15 protein-coding genes and 1 pseudogene are annotated in these 18,322 nt (G+C 60.6%); 11 read left to right on the plus strand and 5 right to left on the minus strand.

Annotated elements, in window-relative coordinates; genetic code table 11:
- The first annotated feature begins 97 nt into the window (after positions 1 to 97).
- Entirely contained in the window at positions 98 to 1,141 is a 1,044-nt protein-coding gene (locus tag NKJ93_RS12860) for a tartrate dehydrogenase (protein ID WP_023718602.1), read from the plus strand.
- 18 nt (positions 1,142 to 1,159) lie between these two features.
- Positions 1,160 to 2,635 carry an NAD-dependent succinate-semialdehyde dehydrogenase gene (locus NKJ93_RS12865; RefSeq protein ID WP_352589392.1) on the plus strand — a complete coding sequence of 492 codons (1,476 nt, stop codon included), beginning with the start codon at positions 1,160 to 1,162 and terminating at the stop codon, positions 2,633 to 2,635.
- A gap of 156 nt (positions 2,636 to 2,791) precedes the next feature.
- On the opposite strand, the gene NKJ93_RS12870 is transcribed toward NKJ93_RS12865, so the two are convergent.
- Positions 2,792 to 3,481, minus strand: coding sequence for a haloacid dehalogenase type II (locus NKJ93_RS12870; protein ID WP_352547741.1), 690 nt, complete (start codon positions 3,479 to 3,481; stop codon positions 2,792 to 2,794).
- 322 nt (positions 3,482 to 3,803) lie between these two features.
- Between NKJ93_RS12870 and NKJ93_RS12875 the strand changes: the two genes are divergently transcribed.
- Together NKJ93_RS12875 and NKJ93_RS12880 are read left to right on the plus strand one after the other, a co-directional pair.
- Complete coding sequence (locus NKJ93_RS12875) at positions 3,804 to 4,040, plus strand: hypothetical protein (protein WP_023718599.1); 237 nt, start codon at positions 3,804 to 3,806, stop codon at positions 4,038 to 4,040.
- A 96-nt stretch (positions 4,041 to 4,136) separates the two neighbouring features.
- A complete protein-coding gene (locus NKJ93_RS12880; RefSeq protein ID WP_031193879.1) occupies positions 4,137 to 5,513 on the plus strand; it encodes an aspartate aminotransferase family protein in 1,377 nt (458 codons plus the stop codon).
- A 326-nt stretch (positions 5,514 to 5,839) separates the two neighbouring features.
- On the opposite strand, the gene NKJ93_RS12885 is transcribed toward NKJ93_RS12880, so the two are convergent.
- On the minus strand, positions 5,840 to 6,316 hold the full coding sequence (locus NKJ93_RS12885) for an Lrp/AsnC family transcriptional regulator (protein ID WP_023718597.1): 477 nt from the start codon (positions 6,314 to 6,316) through the stop codon (positions 5,840 to 5,842).
- 10 nt (positions 6,317 to 6,326) lie between these two features.
- Positions 6,327 to 7,400, minus strand: coding sequence for a tartrate dehydrogenase (locus NKJ93_RS12890; protein WP_023718596.1), 1,074 nt, complete (start codon positions 7,398 to 7,400; stop codon positions 6,327 to 6,329).
- An 846-nt stretch (positions 7,401 to 8,246) separates the two neighbouring features.
- Here NKJ93_RS12890 and NKJ93_RS12895 point away from each other — a divergent pair.
- The 5 genes from NKJ93_RS12895 (at position 8,247) to NKJ93_RS12915 (ending at position 14,908) form a co-directional block, all read left to right on the plus strand.
- A complete protein-coding gene (locus NKJ93_RS12895; RefSeq protein ID WP_023718595.1) occupies positions 8,247 to 9,911 on the plus strand; it encodes an ABC transporter ATP-binding protein in 1,665 nt (554 codons plus the stop codon).
- A 23-nt stretch (positions 9,912 to 9,934) separates the two neighbouring features.
- A complete protein-coding gene (locus tag NKJ93_RS12900) occupies positions 9,935 to 11,605 on the plus strand; it encodes a peptide ABC transporter substrate-binding protein (protein WP_031193878.1) in 1,671 nt (556 codons plus the stop codon).
- 78 nt (positions 11,606 to 11,683) lie between these two features.
- Entirely contained in the window at positions 11,684 to 12,634 is a 951-nt protein-coding gene (locus tag NKJ93_RS12905; RefSeq protein WP_023718593.1) for an ABC transporter permease, read from the plus strand.
- Positions 12,635 to 12,666: 32 nt separating this feature from the next.
- Positions 12,667 to 13,545: an ABC transporter permease gene (locus tag NKJ93_RS12910; RefSeq protein WP_031193877.1), complete on the plus strand. Its 879-nt coding sequence runs from the start codon at positions 12,667 to 12,669 to the stop codon at positions 13,543 to 13,545.
- A gap of 112 nt (positions 13,546 to 13,657) precedes the next feature.
- Positions 13,658 to 14,908 (plus strand): NAD(P)/FAD-dependent oxidoreductase, encoded by a 1,251-nt coding sequence (locus NKJ93_RS12915; protein WP_502899443.1) that lies wholly within the window; start codon positions 13,658 to 13,660, stop codon positions 14,906 to 14,908.
- A 140-nt stretch (positions 14,909 to 15,048) separates the two neighbouring features.
- Here the strand turns inward: NKJ93_RS12915 and NKJ93_RS12920 are convergent, their stop codons facing one another.
- On the minus strand, positions 15,049 to 15,564 hold the full coding sequence (locus NKJ93_RS12920) for an ornithine cyclodeaminase family protein (protein WP_352589398.1): 516 nt from the start codon (positions 15,562 to 15,564) through the stop codon (positions 15,049 to 15,051).
- A gap of 64 nt (positions 15,565 to 15,628) precedes the next feature.
- Positions 15,629 to 15,943, minus strand: a pseudogene (locus NKJ93_RS12925) (ornithine cyclodeaminase family protein); the annotation flags it as partial.
- Between the two features lie 121 nt (positions 15,944 to 16,064).
- On the opposite strand from NKJ93_RS12925, the gene NKJ93_RS12930 reads away from it, so the two are divergent.
- Together NKJ93_RS12930 and NKJ93_RS12935 are read left to right on the plus strand one after the other, a co-directional pair.
- Positions 16,065 to 17,102 carry a GNAT family N-acetyltransferase gene (locus tag NKJ93_RS12930; RefSeq protein WP_352483210.1) on the plus strand — a complete coding sequence of 346 codons (1,038 nt, stop codon included), beginning with the start codon at positions 16,065 to 16,067 and terminating at the stop codon, positions 17,100 to 17,102.
- Between the two features lie 11 nt (positions 17,103 to 17,113).
- A complete protein-coding gene (locus NKJ93_RS12935; RefSeq protein ID WP_023718587.1) occupies positions 17,114 to 18,292 on the plus strand; it encodes an alanine racemase in 1,179 nt (392 codons plus the stop codon).
- Positions 18,293 to 18,322 lie beyond the last annotated feature (30 nt).

Below are 18,322 nucleotides of genomic sequence, written 5' to 3' on the forward strand. Positions count from 1 at the left end.
CGATTCGACGCCGTCGGGCGGCTCATCCTCGACCGAAAATGCGGCGGGCGATCCACTATTGTTCCGATGACGCTAGTGCGAACGAGGACCTCCATCAATGAAGACCTACAAGATAGCGCTCATCCCCGGCGACGGCATCGGCAAGAACGTGACGCAGGCGGCATGGCAGGTGCTGCAGGCGGCGGCTAAGCGGGGCGGTTTCGCCCTTGCTGACACAAGATTCCCATGGTCGTGCGCCTACTACCTGGAGACCGGTGCAATGATGCCGTCAGACGGCATCGAGACACTTCGAAAATTCGATGCGATCTATCTCGGCGCTGTGGGCTGGTCCGCAGAAGTGCCCGACTCAGTATCGCTTCACGGATTGCTCCTGCCGATCCGCAAAGGGTTCACGCAGTACGCCAACATACGACCGCACCGGCTGTTGCCGGGCGTTCAGGGGCCCCTCCGCTCCGATGGTTTCGACATCCTGTGCATCCGCGAGAATACGGAAGGCGAATATTCCGGCGCCGGCGGGCGCGTCCATTCCGGCACAGCCAATGAGGTCGCGATTGAGACAGCAATCTTCACGCGTGCGGGTGTCGAACGGATCATGCGTTTCGGTTTCGAACAGGCGCGGGCGCGCCGCAAGAAGCTGGCATCTGTCACCAAATCCAACGCGCAGAAACATTCCATGGTTTTCTGGGATGAGGTCACGCGCGAGATAGCGAAAGACTATTCCGATGTAGAGGTCTCGCACTACCACATCGACGCCATGGCTGCCCGCATGGTGCTGGCGCCGGAAAGCCTCGACGTAATCGTCGCCTCGAACCTGTTTGGCGACATCCTCACTGATATTGGAGCGGCCATCCAGGGCGGGCTGGGTTATGCCGCCTCTGCCAATATCAATCCCGATCGCAGCGCGCCTTCCATGTTCGAGCCGGTCCATGGTTCGGCGCCCGACATCGCGCATCTCGGCGTCGCCAATCCGATCGCCGCGATCTGGTCCGGTGCGATGATGCTCGGGCATCTGGGTGAGGGGCAGGCTGCGGCAGAAGTGATGTCGGCGATCGAGTCCGCAACCGCGCGGGGGATTGGCACGATCGCAGGCAAGGACAGGACTGAAACAATCACGCAGGCCGTGCTGGCAGGATTAACCTGAAAGAGCAGAGGAAAGACCATGAATGCGATGACGAAGATTGGTATGTTCAACGATTCCGACCTTTTCCGCCAGCAGGCGCTGATTGGCGGTGTCTGGTGGGATGCGGAAACGAAGGGCGTGGTCGATGTCATTGACCCTGCCAGCCAAAGTGTTCTCGGCACCGTTCCCGAAATGGCGGAGAACGAGACGAGAGCCGCAATCGACGCTGCGGCTGAGGCCTTCAAAGGCTGGAAGAAAAGGACCCATGCCGAGCGTGCAGGATTTCTGGAGCGCTGGCACGACCTCATCCGCCAGCACGAACAGGATCTCGCGCTCCTGCTGACGCTGGAACAAGGCAAGCCGCTTGCCGAGGCGTTGGCGGAAATCCGCTACGGCGCATCTTTTGTGAAATGGTTTGCGGAGGAGGCGCGCCGGATCGGTGGCTCGACCATTCCGTCACCCACGGCCGATCGCCGCATTCTGGTGCTGAAAGAACCCGTCGGCGTCTGCGCCATCATCACGCCGTGGAATTTCCCCAACGCGATGATCACGCGCAAAGTAGCACCGGCGCTGGCCGCAGGTTGCACGGTTGTCATCAAGCCGTCGGAATTTACGCCATTCTCGGCGCTCGCGCTCGGCGTCCTGGCGGACCGAGCCGGCATCCCGGCAGGCGTTATCAACATCGTAACCGGCATGCCGGCGGAGATCGGCAAAGAGCTGATGGCCAACGAGACGGTGCGCAAGATCTCGTTCACCGGTTCGACCCGCGTCGGTGCGCTGCTCATGCGTGGCGCGGCCGATAGCATCAAGCGGCTGAGCCTGGAGCTTGGCGGCAACGCGCCCTTCATCGTCTTTGACGACGCCGATCTGGATAAGGCAATTGAAGGGGTGATCGCATCCAAGTTCCGCAATGGCGGTCAAACCTGCGTTTGCGCGAACCGGATTCTCGTGCAGGAAGGCGTTTACGCCGCTTTCGCCGAAAAGCTGAGCCAGCGCGTCACGCGGATGAGGGTTGGCGCAGGGACCGACGAGGGCACTGAGATCGGCCCGATCATCAACGCGGCCGCGATCGACAAGATCGAGCGTCACATCGCGGATGCACAGGCGAAAGGTGCGCAGATCATCGCCCAGAGCGAGACGGTGCCGGAGGGCAAGCAATATGCACGGCCCGTCGTGCTGGGAGAGGCTACTACCGAGATGCTCCTGGCATCGGAAGAGACGTTCGGTCCGGTGGCGCCGCTTTTTCGCTTCGAGACGGAGGAAGAGGCCATCGCCATCGCGAACGGTACGCCGTTCGGCCTTGCCGCCTACTTCTACACCGACAACCTCCAACGGTCATGGCGTGTTGCCGAGGCGCTGGAGTTCGGTATGGTCGGGCTCAACACAGGCATGATCTCGACCGAGGTTGCGCCTTTCGGCGGTGTCAAGCAGTCAGGAGTGGGGCGCGAAGGATCGCAGCTCGGCATCGAGGAATATCTCGAGGTCAAGACGCTTCATGTTGGCGGGCTTAACTAGTTATCTTGCAAGCAGGTGGAAACACTTGCAGCCCCTAAAGCGTTGGAACAACAAAGAAAGGGGCGGTGAAAACCGCCCCTTTCTCTATTGCGACCAGTGATTATTAACGTTTTGGGAGCACCTCAGTCTGGCGCGACTGCGCCAGCAAACAGACGTTCAGGCGAATTCCCGAACGGGCTCCAGTCCGATGGCGCCGGCCAGACCGCCGATATCCTTGATTTCGGTATATTCGTAGAAGGGGTTTGCAGGCTCGTGGCCGCGGTTCACCCAGACCTTGCTCTTGATACCGAGATCATAGGCGGTCATGAGATCATAGCGAAATGAGGACGACACGTGCGTAATGTCCTCCGGGCCGCAGCCGAGCTTCTCGAACATATATTCGAAGCCCTTCATCAAAGGCTTGTAGGCGCCGGTCTCCTCGGCCGTGATGACCATGTGGAACGGCGCGCCGAGTTTTTCCACGTTCGACATGATCAGGCTCTTCATGGAGTTCGACAGGATCACCAGCGGGATTTCCTTGGCGACCTTGGCCAGGCCCGCCGGGACATCCGGGTGCGGACCCCATGTCGGCACTTCCGCATAGATGCGCTGGGCATCCTCGGGCCGGAATGCGACGCCGTTGCGTTTGCAGGTCCGTTCCACAGAATTGTGCACGACCTCGCTGTACGGCTTCCAGGCGCCAAGAACCTCATCGAGGCGATAGGCCGAGAAATCCCTGATGAACTGCGCCATCCCAGTTGGAGAGAGCTGCGCGCCGTATACGCGTCTCGCCGCGCCCGCCATGTCGAAGTTGGTCAGTGTACCGTAGCAGTCGAAGGTGATGTATTTCGGTCTGAACTGGGTCATGAGCGTCGATCCTTCCAATCCTGTCGGCACAGCGTGCCTTTAACAGCAAGGATCATAGTGAGAACCGAGAAGACTAGTCGCCGCATTCGATGTGCCCTGAAGCAGATTGTTTTGTATTGCGTGAGAGCTTTGGCAGAGAGTTGCGCCTGAGTTCGTTTCGAGCTTCGGCGGGAGCGCGACCTTTCAGCCGTGCGTCGGCATAAGATACGGCGCCAGCGGCAAAGGAAAGTCAAAACGCCTATCGCTCAGGTTCTGGTCGGGAGGAACTGCTGTCCGCGGCAGCCTATCTTGGGCCTAGGAGAATTCAGGCCCGGAATGAACCATGACCGCGCAGCAGATCACGCTGGAAACGATGACAATGGCGCATCTGAGCGGTGTTGTCGAACTGTCGCGGCAGGTTGGTGGGCCGGTGGTGGCGAGAAGCAATTCCGAAGCACCGAACCTGATCGACTTCCTGCTGGCCGACAGTGCGGGCGAGTTTGTCCGTATCGACACCGAATCTACAGATATCGGCGAATGGCTCACCCGTCCTGCCTGGCTCACGTCGTCGGTGGCATAATGATGCGACGAACCGCAGATGAGCTGAAGGACGAAACCACACCACACCGGACTTATGCTCTCGTCAGTCAGGCACTACGCTGAATCGGAGGAAGAAATGCTGGCAAACTCACTGATCGAACTCGATCGCGCACATCTGGTTCACCCGTTTTCATGCTATCGGAGCCACGAGGAGACGGGCGTGCGGGTGCTCAAATCCGCCAAGGGCGCAACAGTGACCGATGCAAGCGGGAAAACCCTGCTGGACGGATTCGCCGGTCTATGGTGTGTAAACATCGGATACGGCCAGGAAAGCGTCGTTGAAGCAGCCGCAAAGCAGCTAAGAGAGCTTCCCTATGCGACGGGATATTTCGGGCTAGGATCCGAGCCTGCCATTCGCCTTGCTGCCAGGCTTGCCGAACTGGCGCCCGGCGATTTGAACCATGTCTATTTCACGCTTGGCGGCTCCGACGCGATAGACAGTACGATCCGCTTCATTCGCTATTACTACCATGCCACGGGTACGCCGCAAAAGGACCAGTTCATCTCGGTCGAGTATGGCTACCATGGATCCTCGACGGCAGGGTCAGGTCTGACCGCGATCCCGGCTTTCCATGCGGGTTTCGGCGTGCCATACGACTGGCAGCACAAAATTCCTTCGCACTACGCCTATCGCAATCCCGTCGGTTCCGACCCGCAGGCGATCATCGATGCATCGGTCGCGGCCCTGCGGGCCAAAATCGCGGAACTCGGCGCGGGCCGCGTTGCGGCCTTCTACGCCGAACCCATCCAGGGTTCGGGCGGTGTCCTCGTTCCACCAACGGGTTGGCTGAAGGCTCTGCACGCCGTGTGCAAGGAACACGACATTCTGTTCGTTGTCGACGAAGTTATCACTGCCTTTGGCCGTACCGGCCCCCTCTTCGCCTGTGAGGAAGACGAGGTCGTGCCGGATTTCATAACCACGGCGAAGGGACTGACCTCGGGCTACGTGCCGATGGGCGCCGTCTTCATGTCGGACCACGTCTACAATACCATCGCGGACGGAGCCGGCAAAGCGGCTGTCGGCCATGGCTATACTTATTCGGCCCATCCCGTGAGCGCGGCGGTCGGGCTCGAATGCCTCCGTCTCTATGAAGACAGCTTGCTCGAGAATGGGCGCAAGGCCGGGAAGCGCCTGATGGACGGCCTTCGCTCGCTCACCAACCACCCGCTGGTTGGCGACATCCGCGGTCGCGGCATGCTGGCAGCAATTGAGTTGGTCACCGACAAGGAGCGCAAAACGCCGCTGCCGGCGGCGGCCGATCCGGGGCGCCGCATCTTCGAGCGCGCGTGGGCGAACGGCCTTGTCATCCGCTCCTTCAACAGCGGCATCCTCGGCTTTGCGCCGCCGCTCTGCTGCACCGAGGACGATATTGATGGAATCCTCGAACGTACCCGAATGACGCTGGATCAAACCCTCGAAGACAAGGACGTTCGGTCAGCGATGAAGGGATGATCATTGCCATCGCCGAAGCGACCTCGGTCACTGCGGTAGACGCCTAATGCATGTCGCGCAAAAGTGTGCAGCGGTTTTGCGATAACGACATGCATCAAAACAAGAACCTAAAGAAAACAAGAACCTAAAGCGCGTCGCACGAGGCCGGTCGAACGCGACGCGCGTTAGCGGCCCCAAAGCAAATCCTCAGGTGATGCCGCCGTCTGCCAAGTGCAAAGCAATTTGCCGGTATGTGGATTCTCTTGCCGTTGCACAAGCGCAGCGAAAACAGCAACAGGGAGCGCTGGCGCGCGGCTCTCCAGGTCCAAGACTGCGGAGCAGCTTTCTCATTTGTCGAAAATGATGTCGAGAGGCAAATGGGATTTCACGATTGGGGACTTCAGCACGACGAAGCTGAAATATTTGTCGATTCCGATATCCAATTCGATCATGCGCTCCATGATCGTCTGGTACTCGCTGATGCCCGCTGTGACAAACTTCACTAGGTAGTCGTAACCGCCTGAAACCAGATGGCATTCGATGACAGAATCGACTTTCTGAATTGCGGTGAGAAATCTCGCGAAGTCGTTCTGTTGATGGTGCTTGAGCGTGACTTCGGTGAAGATCGTTAGAGTCTGTCCGAGCTTGGACACGTCGATCTGGGCGGAATAGCCGGTGATGAAGCCTTCCGCCTGAAGCTTCTTCACCCGCATCAGGCAAGGGCTCGGCGAAAGGTTGACCAGGTCGGCTAGCTCGACATTCGTGACCCGCCCGTTCTTTTGCAATTGGGATAAGATCTTGATGTCGATCTTGTCGAGCTTCATTGGAAATCTGTCACACGTTCGAACCGCGGATCGTCCGGCAGACGGCGTCCGTCACTTCCTGCGTGGTCGCTGTCCCTCCCACGTCGGGCGTCAGCACCCCTTCACTCGTCGCCGTTTCCACAGCGCTCATCAACCGGACGGCCGCTGCGCTCTCGCCCAGATGTTCGAGCATCTGGGCAGCGGTCCAGAAGGTGGCGACCGGGTTGGCGATACCCTTGCCGGCGATGTCGAATGCCGAGCCGTGAATTGGCTCGAACATCGAGGGATAGCGCCGCTCGGGATCAATGTTGGCGGTCGGTGCAACGCCGAGACTGCCCGCGAGCGCGCCTGCAAGGTCCGACAATATGTCGGCGTGAAGATTGGTGGCGACGATCGTATCTAGGCTCCGAGGTTTCAACGTCATACGCACTGTCATAGCATCGACTAGCATCTTGTCCCACTCGACGTCGGGGAATTCCCGCGCCACCTCGGCTGCGATTTCGTCCCACATTACCATGCCGTGACGCTGCGCGTTGGATTTCGTAACAACAGTCAGGAGCTTTCGCGGCCGTGACTGCGCCAGCCGGAATGCATAGCGCATGATGCGGGTGACGCCGACGCGCGTGAAGATCGCGACCTCGGTTCCGACCTCCTCGGGGAGGCCGCGATGGGCGCGGCCGCCGTGGCCCGAATACTCGCCCTCGGAATTCTCACGCACGATCACCCAATCCAGATCGCCAGGGCCAACGCCCGCCAGCGGCGAAACAATCCCGGGCAATATCCTGGTCGGCCGCACGTTGGCGTACTGATCAAAGCCTTGGCAGATCGGCAGCCGGAGGCCCCAGAGCGTGATGTCGTCGGGCAGATCGGGAGCGCCTACCGCGCCAAAGAAGATGGCGTCGAAGCGCTTCAGTTGCGCCACTCCATCTTCGGGCATCATCCGACCATGGGCCTTGTAATAGTCTGAGCCCCAGTCGAAGTGCTGGACGCGCAGCTTGAAGTCGCCGCAGCGCTGCTGCAGCACCTCAAGCGCCTGGAGACCTGCGGCAATCACCTCCGGGCCGATCCCGTCGGCAGGAATGGCGGCAATCTCATATTCGCGCATCGTTACTTCCCTGTTTTTGGTGCTGGCCGCCTCGTGACCTCAATCTCGTGCGCGACCGATTGTACCTTGGCAAGACGGTCTTCTCAGAATTCAGTGACCTGGCCCCACGCCACGGTCTTCAGGCGCTTCGGTCAACTAGGACGCGGATCGACACTGGTCTCGCTGCCCAAGCGCAGCCTAGCGTATGGGCCTCAGCCGTAAGCCGTGAACTTTGTACGAGGGCGGAACATCCTGCCGTTTGAGGGATGAAAGACGGGCAATTGTTGCGACGAATGACCGGTTGGGTCGCACCTCACCTGCGGAGTCGATCATACACTCATTGCATCGGATCGACCCCGGATGAGTATGAGGGTGACACGGTAATGAAGTTTGCTTCCTACTGGCACGATACTTCGGTTCCATTGGCGGATCCGTGGCCGATCCGGTCTCGGGGGATTTCGAGGTGGCCGTGATTCACACCGGCAAGCCATGGTTTCCTCCCATGCCTCCCACGGTAGGCACATACTATCGTCTGAAGGATGCGGTCGCGTGACCCGGGCGGCGGAAAACGCGCAGAGTGAAATGCCAAATTTGGCCTCCTTTGCAGAAGTTCCTGCTGCCTGCGTGCTAAGTTTCAACGACTCTGCCGGCCAGAAGGGGTCACACTCATTGTCGACTAAGGTCCGTTACTCCCCGGACATCCGCCAAGAGGCAGGCAGGCTCCGCAGGGCCACGACAGGGAGGCTTGAAAGTGAGCCGGAGAGCTCACGATAGGGAACAGTTTGACCGATTGATCGCCACGAGGCGGAGATCGAAAACGCAATCCGCAGCGGGCTAAAGAGCGCGGCTGAGAAGGGAGAGGTCTCGATGATCGCCAGCATCCAAGCTGTAGCTCCTCATGAAGTTGCGCTTTCGGTGCGCGACCTGACCGTAAGCCTGCCGGCCGGCATGGAGCGGGTCCATGCGGTCGAGAATATCTCGTTTGATCTGAAACGCGGCCAGATCCTCTGCATCATAGGCGAGTCCGGATCGGGTAAGTCGGTCACGGCGAACGCGATCATGGGGCTTCTGCCAAAGGTGATCCGCCTCTCATCGGGTGTCATCCAGCTGGAGGGGATGAACATCATCGGCATGTCGCCAGACAAGCTGCGCAACCTGCGTGGACGGGTCGTATCGATGATCTTTCAGGATCCGCTCTCAGCGCTCAATCCCCTGATGACGGTGGGCGCGCAGATTGACGAGGTCATGGCCGCGCATGGCTTCGGTACGCCACAAACCTGCCGCAACCGCGCCGTTGAGCTGCTCACTGAAGTGGGCCTACCAGATCCCCAACTCATGTATCACCAGTATCCTTTCCGGCTTTCGGGCGGGCAACGGCAGCGCGTCATGATTGCCATGGCCTTGGCGCTCGAGCCGACGGTGCTGATCGCCGATGAGCCAACCACCGCCCTCGACGTCACCACCCAGGCACAGATCCTGCAACTGATCAGCGACATTCAGCGGCGCAAGGGCATGAGCGTGATGTTCATCACCCATGATTTCGGTGTGGTGGCAGAGATCGCCGACAGCGTCGTGGTGATGGAAAAGGGCCACATCGTCGAACAGGGTAGCGCCGAGCAGGTGTTGAAGTCGCCCAAGCATCCTTATACCCGGCGCCTGATCGCGGCCGTACCGCATTTGACCGGCGAAGATCGCCCTCGTCTGGAGTCGGCCAGCAAGGAGCCGATCCTGAAGGTTGAGGGTCTGGTGAAGACCTATCGTGGTGGCAGCGCGCTGTTCGGCGCGCAGCGGACTGTGACAGCGGTGAACGAGGTCTCGTTCGAACTCGCGCCCGGCCGCACGCTGGGGGTCGTAGGCGAGAGCGGTTCGGGAAAGTCGTCGCTGGGCCGGCTGTTGATCAAACTGCTGGACAGCGACGGCGGCGGGATTTTGTTCGAGGGATCTGACATAGCCAAGCTTTCCGAAGCGAAGTTCCGCCCTCTTCGACCGCGGATCCAGATGATCTTCCAGGATCCCTTCGCGTCGCTGAACCCACGCTCAACGGTTGGCCACATCATGACGGTAGGGCCGGTGGCACACGGGATGCCTTATGCCCAAGCGCGCGAGGAAGCGCGTGCGCTCCTGGCTCATGTCGGTCTCGATGCCGGCGCCTTTGGCCGCTATCCGCACGAGTTCTCGGGTGGGCAACGCCAGCGCATCGGCATCGCTCGTGCGCTGATGTTCAAGCCGAAGCTGCTCATTGCCGACGAGGCGGTCTCCGCACTCGACGTCTCGATCCAGGCGCAGATCCTGCAGCTTCTGGACCAGATCCAGCGCGAGACCGGCGTGTCGATGGTTTTCATCACACACGACCTGCGCGTCGCCAGCCAGATCTGCGACGAAATCGCTGTGATGCAGAAGGGCCGGATCGTCGAGCGCGGACCGCCCTCGCAGATATTCCTGAACCCGCAAGCAGCCTACACGCGCCAACTCGTAGCGGCAATTCCAGGAGAGCGGCCGGGCAATGCCCGTCCAGTTGCAGCAAACGCATAAGAAATAACAAGAGAGGAACTACCATGACCAGAAATTCATCGACTACGTCCAACTACTCGAGGCGCGAAGCGCTGCGACTGATGGCGATAGGTGGGGCTGCAGGCCTCATCGCGCCCAACCTGCTGGGCAAGCCCGCCTTCGCCAAGACCCCTCCTGCGGGCCCGGCCGGTCGCGTCGTCGTCGGCCTCTCGCAAGAGCCGACCGTGTTCAATCCGTTGATGGCGCATATCGAAGTCGATGACGCGGTCCATTTCTCGGTTTTCGACGCGCTGGTCCGCATGGATCCCCAAGGTGGCCTACATCCAAACCTCGCAGCCGAGGTGCCAAGCCAGAAGAATGGCGGCATTTCGGAGGACGGTCTCAACTGGCGCATCCGGTTGCGTGACAATGCCCGCTGGCACGATGGTGAGCCCTTCACGGCCGAGGACGTGAAATTCACCCTTGAGCTCATCACGAACCCGAAGTTTCGCGCTTGGCGCACGAGCGGCCATTCGCTCGTGCAGGACATCACAGTGGTTTCGCCCACCGAGATCACTTGGCGGATGAAGGAGGCTTTTGCGCCCTATCTTTCGTTCTTGGCCGAAACCTTCATCGTGCCCAAGCACATTCTGGAGAAAGAGGCCGATCCGAATACAGCCGCGTTCAACCAGGCGCCAGTCGGCACCGGCGCATTCAAATGGAGCCAGCGCGTCGCGGGCGATCATATCGAGCTCGTCGCCAATCCTGAGTACGCGGGCGAGGGCCCCTATATCGAGCAGCTCATCTTCAAATACATCCCCGATATGACGGTGCTCTACACGCAGTTCAAGAGCGGCGACGTGGACCTGGTCGATCAGTCGTTCATCACCGCCGACCATTATACTGAAGCCCGCGAACTACCAGACCGCGTGGTGACACTGGAGACAGGGGCATCCTTGGAGTCGATCTACCTCAATTTGGGCCGCCCGCAGTTCAAGGAGTTGGCAGTGCGCCAGGCGCTCTACGCCGCGTTGGACAGGAAGGCGATCGTCGACACGATCTATTACGGCGTGGGCACTCTCACCGAGACCTTCATGCCGAAGGAGTCCTATTACTACGACCCGAACCTGCCGGTTCAGGAGTTCAATCTGGACCGGGCGCGCCAAATCCTGGATGAGGCCGGCTGGGCGCCGGGGCCGGATGGAATCCGCGCCAAGGATGGGGTGCGACTGTCCTTCTCCAACTCAACAACTTCTGGCAACAACCTCCGCGAGCAGACGCAGCAGTTCCTGCAGCAGACGTTTGCCGAGATCGGCGTCGAGATGACGATCTCGAATTTGCCGGCTGCAGTCATGTGGGGCGAGTTCTGGCTGAAGTCGCAATTTGACACCGCCATGGTGGGCGTCACCTATCTGATTGCCGCGGACCCCGACGCCACAAACCGGCTCCATACGAAGGCAATCGCCGCTCAAGGCGGACACGGTTCGAACACCGGGCAATATTCCAACCCTGAAGTCGATGCCCTGCTCGAAAAGGGTGCTCGCAGCTTCGATCCGGAAGAACGGCGCGGGATCTATAATCGCGTGCAGGAAGTGGTGCGCCATGATCTGCCCTTCCTGCCGCTGTTCGCGTACACAATCGTCCTTGGGCGCAAGAAAGGGTTGGACGGCTTCGAGCCCAACGCCAACACCCGCACCGCGTCGTGGGATGCCGCGGCCTGGCAGTGGAAGGCCTAATCCACGCAGTTGCCGCCGCCCGATCCACTGCGGCGGCGGCAACACACTAAGATCATCAACCCACAATGGAGGACTCGGATGCGCGGCTTCCTGCTCAATCGCCTCTCGCAGAGCCTGGTGCTGCTTGTGATCGTCTCGATCATCGGCTTCGGCATTCTGAACCTCCTCCCCGGCGGCCCCCTGGCACAATTCGGACTCGATCCCGGAATGACCCAGCAGGATATCGAGCGCCTCAAGGGGCTGCTGGGCCTTGATCGCCCTATATGGATCCAATATCTGGACTGGGCATGGCGGCTGGTGCGGGGCGACTGGGGTCACTCCTTCCGCGACGGAGCGCCGGTATTGGAGATCATTGGCAGCCATCTGTTCGCCACGCTGCTGCTGATGGGGTCCTCAACCGCGATTGCGATCTCCATTGGCGCCTGGATTGGAATTCGGGGCGCCACGCGCCGCTACTCACTATTCGACTATCTCGCAACCGTTGGCGCCATGGTCGCATTGTCGGTCCCTACCTTCTGGTTCGGCCTCGTAGGCATCTACATCTTTTCCTTGAAGTTAGGCTGGCTGCCCGCGGGCAATATGTCCGAGATCGGCGATAGCTCGATCCTGGGCTATCTCCACCATCTGATCCTGCCAAGTGTCGTATTGTCGCTGGTCCATGTCGCGATCTGGAGCCGCTACATGCGGACGGCGACACTCGACGCCATTAGCCAGGACTTCGTTAAAACGGCTCGGGCCAAGGGGTTGAGTGAACGCCGGATTCTGATGAAGCATGTCGTTGGCAACGCGCTTTTGCCGATGATTACCTTGGCCGGGATGCAGCTTCCCAGCATTCTGACCGGCGCGCTGGTGACCGAAACCGTCTTTACCTGGCCGGGAATGGGACGGTTGTTCCTCGATAGCCTTGGTTACAGCGACTATCCGGTTGTGATGGGGCTACTGATGTTCTCCGCCATCCTCGTTCTGCTTGGAAACCTGATCGCCGACATTGTCGTCGCTATTGTCGATCCGCGCATTCGTCTGGCCTGAGCGCGCAACTTCCCCGACAGGAGACAGCCGATATGACCGCTCTCACCGCAAATGCAGCTCCAAGCCGATGGAGAAACAACCGCGCGGCACTTCGTTTCATGCGGCATCGCTTGGCGCTGCTCGGGTTGGCGATGATCATCTTCCTGAGCCTCGCTTGCGTCCTCGGCCCCCATCTCCTGCCTTATGACTCCCTGTACATCGATCTGCGGGCCCGCTTTGCCCCGCCGCTGACGGGTTATCACTTTCTAGGTACCGATCCGCTCGGCCGTGACCTTGCGGCAAGACTCTTGATGGCGGGACGAATCTCGCTGCTGGTGGGTTTCTTCGCCATGGTGTTGTCGACGCTCATCGGCACGCTGGTCGGCGTGATTGCAGGCTATCGCGGCGGCTGGGTTGGGGCGGCGCTGATGCGCACCGTCGATGGATTCCTGTCGTTCCCATCGATCTTTCTGCTGCTGGCGCTGGCTGCGGCACTGAAGCCCAGTCCTGTGATGATCACCATCATTATTGCCCTCACCAGTTGGATGGAGGTTGCCCGCATCGTCGAAGCGGAGGTCCGCTCGTTACGCGAACGCGAGTTCGTCCTGGCTGGCCGAATGCTGGGGCTGAGCGGCACGCACATCATGTTCCGCGAGATACTGCCCAACGCAATGGGCCCGATTATCGTCGCTTCCACCTTGACGGTCGCGCGCGCCATTCTCATGGAAGCCTACATCAGCTTCCTCGGCTACGGGATCCAGCCGCCACTGCCCAGCTGGGGCAACATGCTCAATGGCGCCCAGCAATATCTGGGCAGCGCACCTTGGCTGGCAATCATTCCCGGAGCTGCAATCACCATCGCGGTAACCAGTTTCAATTTCATTGGTGACGGACTGCGCGACGCGCTGGACGTACGAGATGACCATATTTGAGGTACCGCGACCGATCGCTTTCTTAATCCCTGGAACATCAAGAGAAGTCAGTCACGTGCACGAGCCCAAAATCGAGAAGAACACGCCCTATTGGTGGGAAGCGGCGCCCGTCATGCCGCTGCCGCGGAAGCCCCTCGCAAAAAAGCTTGACGTGGCAATTGTCGGCGCCGGTTATGCCGGGCTTTCGGCCGGGCTTGTGCTGGTGCGCGAAGGACGCTCGGTCGCAGCCTTTGATACGATGAATCCGGGCGAGGGTGCTTCTACACGCAACGGCGGAATTACCAGCGGAAGCATCCGGCCGGACTATGCCACGATCACCCGGCGCTTCGGTGAAGAGAAGGCCATGGCGATCGAGGCCGAGGGCAAGATCGCGCGCGAATTCCTCTACGACTTCATCAGGACCGAAGGGCTGGACTGCGACTTCCGACTGGTTGGCCAGTTCAAGGGCGCTTTTGGATATCAACAGTATGAGAAGATGGCGCGCGGCGCCGAGACGCTGGCGAAGAAACTGGGGATCGAGTCCTTCGCCGTTCCGCATGCTGAGCAGCGAAATTATATCGGAACCGATTTCTACCGCGGCGGAACCGTTCGGATGGACATTGGCGCGCTGCACCCCGCAAAATTCCACGCTGAACTCCTGCGGGTGGCGCTCGCATCCGGGTTGACGGTCCATTCGCATACAGTGGTCAAGTCGATCGAGAGGAATGGTTCGGGGTTCCGCGTCGCGACTTCGGCAGGGACGGTGGATGCACGGCAGGTTCTGGTCTGTACCAACGGCTATACCGACGGCGCCGCTCCCTTCCTTCGGCGCCGCCTGGTTCCGGTCCGCAGCCGGATCATCGTGACCGAGGAACTTGCGCCCGATGTCATGGCGCGACTGATGCCGAAGCTGATGACGATCACCGAGAACCGGCAACTCGGTTTCTATTATCGTCCCTCGCCCGACGGAAAACGCATTCTGCTGGGGGGACGTGACAGTTCTCGCGTCGGCGACCCGGCGGCGCCGAAACTTCTCCTACGCAAGGGCCTCGTGAACCTTTTCCCGGAGTTGGAGAACGTGCGCCTTTCGCATTGCTGGTTCGGCAATGTGGCGATGAACCGAGACATGCTGCCCCGCATCTTCGAAAAGGACGGTATGGTCTATGCAACCGGCTTCTGCGGTTCGGGCGTGGTCTGGGCGCCATGGATCGGTATGCGTGCGGCGCACAAGCTGATGGGGCATGGCGAGCAGTCGCGCACGGCGTTCGACTTTCGACCGCCTTCGGCCGTCCCGCTCTATCGTGGCAATCCGTGGTTCATGCCGGCGATTATCCAGGGCTATCGGTTGCAGGACCGTCTCGCCTTCTGGCGCGCCAGACGCTAGTCGCCGACATCGGGGGCGATCCGTGGTTCATGCGGGCACCCTTTGGCGCGCCCGCCGCTGACACGACTGCGGGATCGCGCGGGGTCACCTTGTTGCCGTGTCGAAAAATCCGTCGGGACTGGGGCCTGGGGCGAAACTGATCAGCGGTGGGACGCCTTTGCGCGGATCAGCGCGTCGGCCATGTAGAGGTCCTGCAGGGAGATGCCGGAACTGTCGAAGACGGTGATCTCATTGTCGAAGCAGCGTCCGAGCGCACGCCTTTCAATAACGTCGCCGATTGGTGTTACCGCAAGCACGCCGACGTCGATCTCGTCGCGCACGTATTGGAACTCGCCGATCTGGACGGACTGGGAAAGCAGATCACAAAACAGACGTGCCTTGGGAAACAATTCGCTCGGCAATTCGCGTTTGCCTGGAGCATCCGACCCGATGCTGACGATATGGGTTCCGGGTCCCACCCAAGCGGCATCGAACAGCGGTTCGCGTGCGGGTGTCGCCGTCACCACGATGTCGGCCGTGCGCACGGCATCTTCCGGCAAGGCAGCGCGCGCCTTCAGTCCCCTTTCGCCGATCTGATCGACAAAAGCGTCGCGCCGCGGCGAAGGCCGGGCCACGACCAGCACGGTTTCGATTGGGCGGCTGCGTGCCAGCGCCATCCACTTCGAAGCTCGCCTGGTTGCCGGCCCCGAAGATCGCCAGAACCTTGGCTTGCTTGCGCGCAAGAAGATCGGCCGCAACCGCGTCGGCGGCGGCCGTCCTGTAGGCGTTGACCTTCCCGGCCTCGACTACGGCGCCGAGCCGACCTGTATGCTGATCGAGCAGCACGATGGTCGAGTTGTGGCGGGGAAGGCCACGTGCCGGGTTGCCCGACCAGAAGGAGCCAATTTTCACGCCGGTCAGTTCGTCCGACGAACCGGATTTGATTGAGAAAGTATTGGTCGCATCATGCGTGCGCCCGAGAACAGCAGGAAAGACCCAATTCTGCCGCGATGCTGAGACGAGGGCGGCTGACTCCTCTTCGCTGATGTAGATCATCCAAAATTCCTCCTGAGCATCAAGCGTTTCATCGCCGGGGAGTGTTGCGGCTATGCCATTGCCATTGGGGATCGTGCGGACGTGACGCCGATCACGGGCAACCACAAAGCGGCGATTCAAAGTGCCAGGTATTCCTCGCCTGATTTGCGCGATTTGGCATGCCGAGGAACTGCTTAAAACGAACAATCCCGCTGATTTGAAGGGGCAAAACAGCAGCGAAATCTGTCCGCCGGGCGCGACTCTAAGGTCCGACTTCAATCCGACTCTGGATCAAGTGACAGCGTTGCACCTTATGACCGTTGAGCATGACAGAGATATCGTCAGCGCCCCGACCGAGCTGATGAAATTGGAAACCCGCCATTTGCCGGGCGCGCTGAAGCTGTCGCAGGAGATGGCCTGGCCCTACCGCCAGGAGGATTGGGAATTTGCCCTGATGGTCGGCAATGGCCTGGTCCTCGAGAGGGCAGGACAGGTGATTGGCACGGCCATGTCCTGGAATTACGGACATTCCTATGCCACGGTCGGGATGATCATAGTTACTGGCTCCGCGCAAGGCGGTGGCAACGGCGCCCGGCTCTTTGATGGGTTGCTTGAGGCGACACACGGCCGCAACGTGCTGCTCAACTCAACCGAAGAGGGGCTGGCGCTCTACAAGCGACGCGGCTTCACTGCCTGGGGCACGGTGCTTCAGCACCAGGGCTCGCTGACTGTCCCCGTGACGCGGAGTACCGGCGACGACATCCGTCAAGCGACAGCCTCCGACCTCACGCCGATCCAGGCCTTCGACGAATCGGCCACGGGCATGCCCCGGCTGGCGATGGTGGCTGCGCTCGCCGATGTGGGCAACGCACTGCTCATTGAGCGCAGGGGACGGATTGCAGGCTACGCTATCGCGAGGAGGTTTGGCCGCGGCTATGTGGTCGGCCCTTGTGCAGCCGAGAGCGACCAAGACGCGCGGCTTCTGATCCTGGCCCAGCTTTCGAAGCTTCACGATCAATTCGTTCGCATCGACGTCTATGCCGAGGATGGATTGGGTGACTGGCTTGAGAGCCTTGGCCTTCAGCGGTCCGGCAGTGCGACCGCCATGGTCAAAGGGCAACGGCCCGCCGTCGAGGGGCCAGCCCATATATATGCATTGGCAAACCAGTCGTTCACTTAGGAAATGAGATTATGAACAAGGTGGCGGCAAACCTGGCAGTGAGCGAGACGGCTAGGACGATCGACGCCTTGGTCACCCCGGCGCTGCTTCTGGACCGTGGCCGGCTCGAGCAAAACATCCAGGGTCTGGCTGGGCGCGCCAAGAAGCTTGGCGTGGTGCTGCGCCCGCATATGAAGACGGCCAAAAGCATCGACGTCGCCCGATACGCGTTCCACCGCGAACCCGGTCCGATCACGGTTTCGACCATCGCCGAGGCGGAGTATTTTGCGGGCCATGGCTTTCGAGACATGACCTATGCGGTCGGCATCTCGCCGGCCTCGGCCATGCGTGCCATGGAGCTTTGTCGCCGAACCGGCGCTGATGTGAAGCTGTTGCTCGATTCCGTGGAGCAGGCCGACGCCCTGGCCGGCGTGCGCGAAGCCACCGGCATGACGCCATCTGTTTTCATCGAACTGGACTGCGATGACCATCGCGGTGGCTTGAAGCCGGACGACCCGAAGTTGCTCGACGTGGCCAGCAGGGTCGTCGCTGCCGGTGCCAACCTCGCCGGCGTCCTCGCCCATGCAGGCGAGTCCTATGGCTTGAACACGCCCGATGCGCTGGTCAAGGCAGGCGAGAACGAGCGTTCAGCCACCGTTCGCGCCGCTGAAATCCTGCGCGCCCATGGCCATGCCTGCCCGATCGTCAGCGTCGGCTCGACGCCGACAGCGCATTTCGCCGACAATCTTGATGGAGTCACCGAGCTGCGCGCTGGAGTCTACATGTTCTTCGACCTCGTCCAGCACGGGGTTGGGGTCTGCAACCGCGACGATATCGCCATTTCCGTATTGGCCACGGTGATCGGCTCCAAGCCGGAAAAGGGATGGGTGCTGGTTGACGCCGGGTGGATGGCGCTTTCGCGCGACCGGGGAACCGCAAACCAGCAGATCGACCAGGGTTACGGGGTGGTCTGCGACGAAAAGGGACGGGTGCTTGAAGATGTGATCGTGGCCCAGGCCAGCCAGGAACACGGTATCCTCGCTATTCGTGCCGGTTCTGGAAAGTCCATGCCCGAGTTGCCGCTCGGGTCTCGGGTCCGGATTCTGCCCAATCATGCGTGTGCGATGGCCGCCCAGCATGATTTCTACAGCGTCGTCAACGGAGCCAGCCCCAAGATTGAAGCGCGTTGGGAGCGGATGCGCGGCTGGTAGGCGCGCAACTTCGCTCGGACGTCGCCCTAC

The sequence above is a fragment of the Mesorhizobium sp. M0028 genome, from assembly GCF_040323855.1.
GTDB lineage: Bacteria > Pseudomonadota > Alphaproteobacteria > Rhizobiales > Rhizobiaceae > Mesorhizobium.

What these genes read in the sequence shown, in the direction of transcription:
- NKJ93_RS12860 (WP_023718602.1), top strand. Translation starts at nt 98, where the DNA reads ATGAAGACCTACAAGATAGCGCTCATCCCCGGCGACGGCATCGGCAAG.
- NKJ93_RS12865 (WP_352589392.1), top strand. Translation starts at nt 1,160, where the DNA reads ATGAATGCGATGACGAAGATTGGTATGTTCAACGATTCCGACCTTTTC.
- NKJ93_RS12870 (WP_352547741.1), bottom strand. Translation starts at nt 3,481, where the DNA reads ATGACCCAGTTCAGACCGAAATACATCACCTTCGACTGCTACGGTACA.
- NKJ93_RS12875 (WP_023718599.1), top strand. Translation starts at nt 3,804, where the DNA reads ATGACCGCGCAGCAGATCACGCTGGAAACGATGACAATGGCGCATCTG.
- NKJ93_RS12880 (WP_031193879.1), top strand. Translation starts at nt 4,137, where the DNA reads ATGCTGGCAAACTCACTGATCGAACTCGATCGCGCACATCTGGTTCAC.
- NKJ93_RS12885 (WP_023718597.1), bottom strand. Translation starts at nt 6,316, where the DNA reads ATGAAGCTCGACAAGATCGACATCAAGATCTTATCCCAATTGCAAAAG.
- NKJ93_RS12890 (WP_023718596.1), bottom strand. Translation starts at nt 7,400, where the DNA reads ATGCGCGAATATGAGATTGCCGCCATTCCTGCCGACGGGATCGGCCCG.
- NKJ93_RS12895 (WP_023718595.1), top strand. Translation starts at nt 8,247, where the DNA reads ATGATCGCCAGCATCCAAGCTGTAGCTCCTCATGAAGTTGCGCTTTCG.
- NKJ93_RS12900 (WP_031193878.1), top strand. Translation starts at nt 9,935, where the DNA reads ATGACCAGAAATTCATCGACTACGTCCAACTACTCGAGGCGCGAAGCG.
- NKJ93_RS12905 (WP_023718593.1), top strand. Translation starts at nt 11,684, where the DNA reads ATGCGCGGCTTCCTGCTCAATCGCCTCTCGCAGAGCCTGGTGCTGCTT.
- NKJ93_RS12910 (WP_031193877.1), top strand. Translation starts at nt 12,667, where the DNA reads ATGACCGCTCTCACCGCAAATGCAGCTCCAAGCCGATGGAGAAACAAC.
- NKJ93_RS12915 (WP_502899443.1), top strand. Translation starts at nt 13,658, where the DNA reads ATGCCGCTGCCGCGGAAGCCCCTCGCAAAAAAGCTTGACGTGGCAATT.
- NKJ93_RS12920 (WP_352589398.1), bottom strand. Translation starts at nt 15,564, where the DNA reads ATGGCGCTGGCACGCAGCCGCCCAATCGAAACCGTGCTGGTCGTGGCC.
- NKJ93_RS12935 (WP_023718587.1), top strand. Translation starts at nt 17,114, where the DNA reads ATGAACAAGGTGGCGGCAAACCTGGCAGTGAGCGAGACGGCTAGGACG.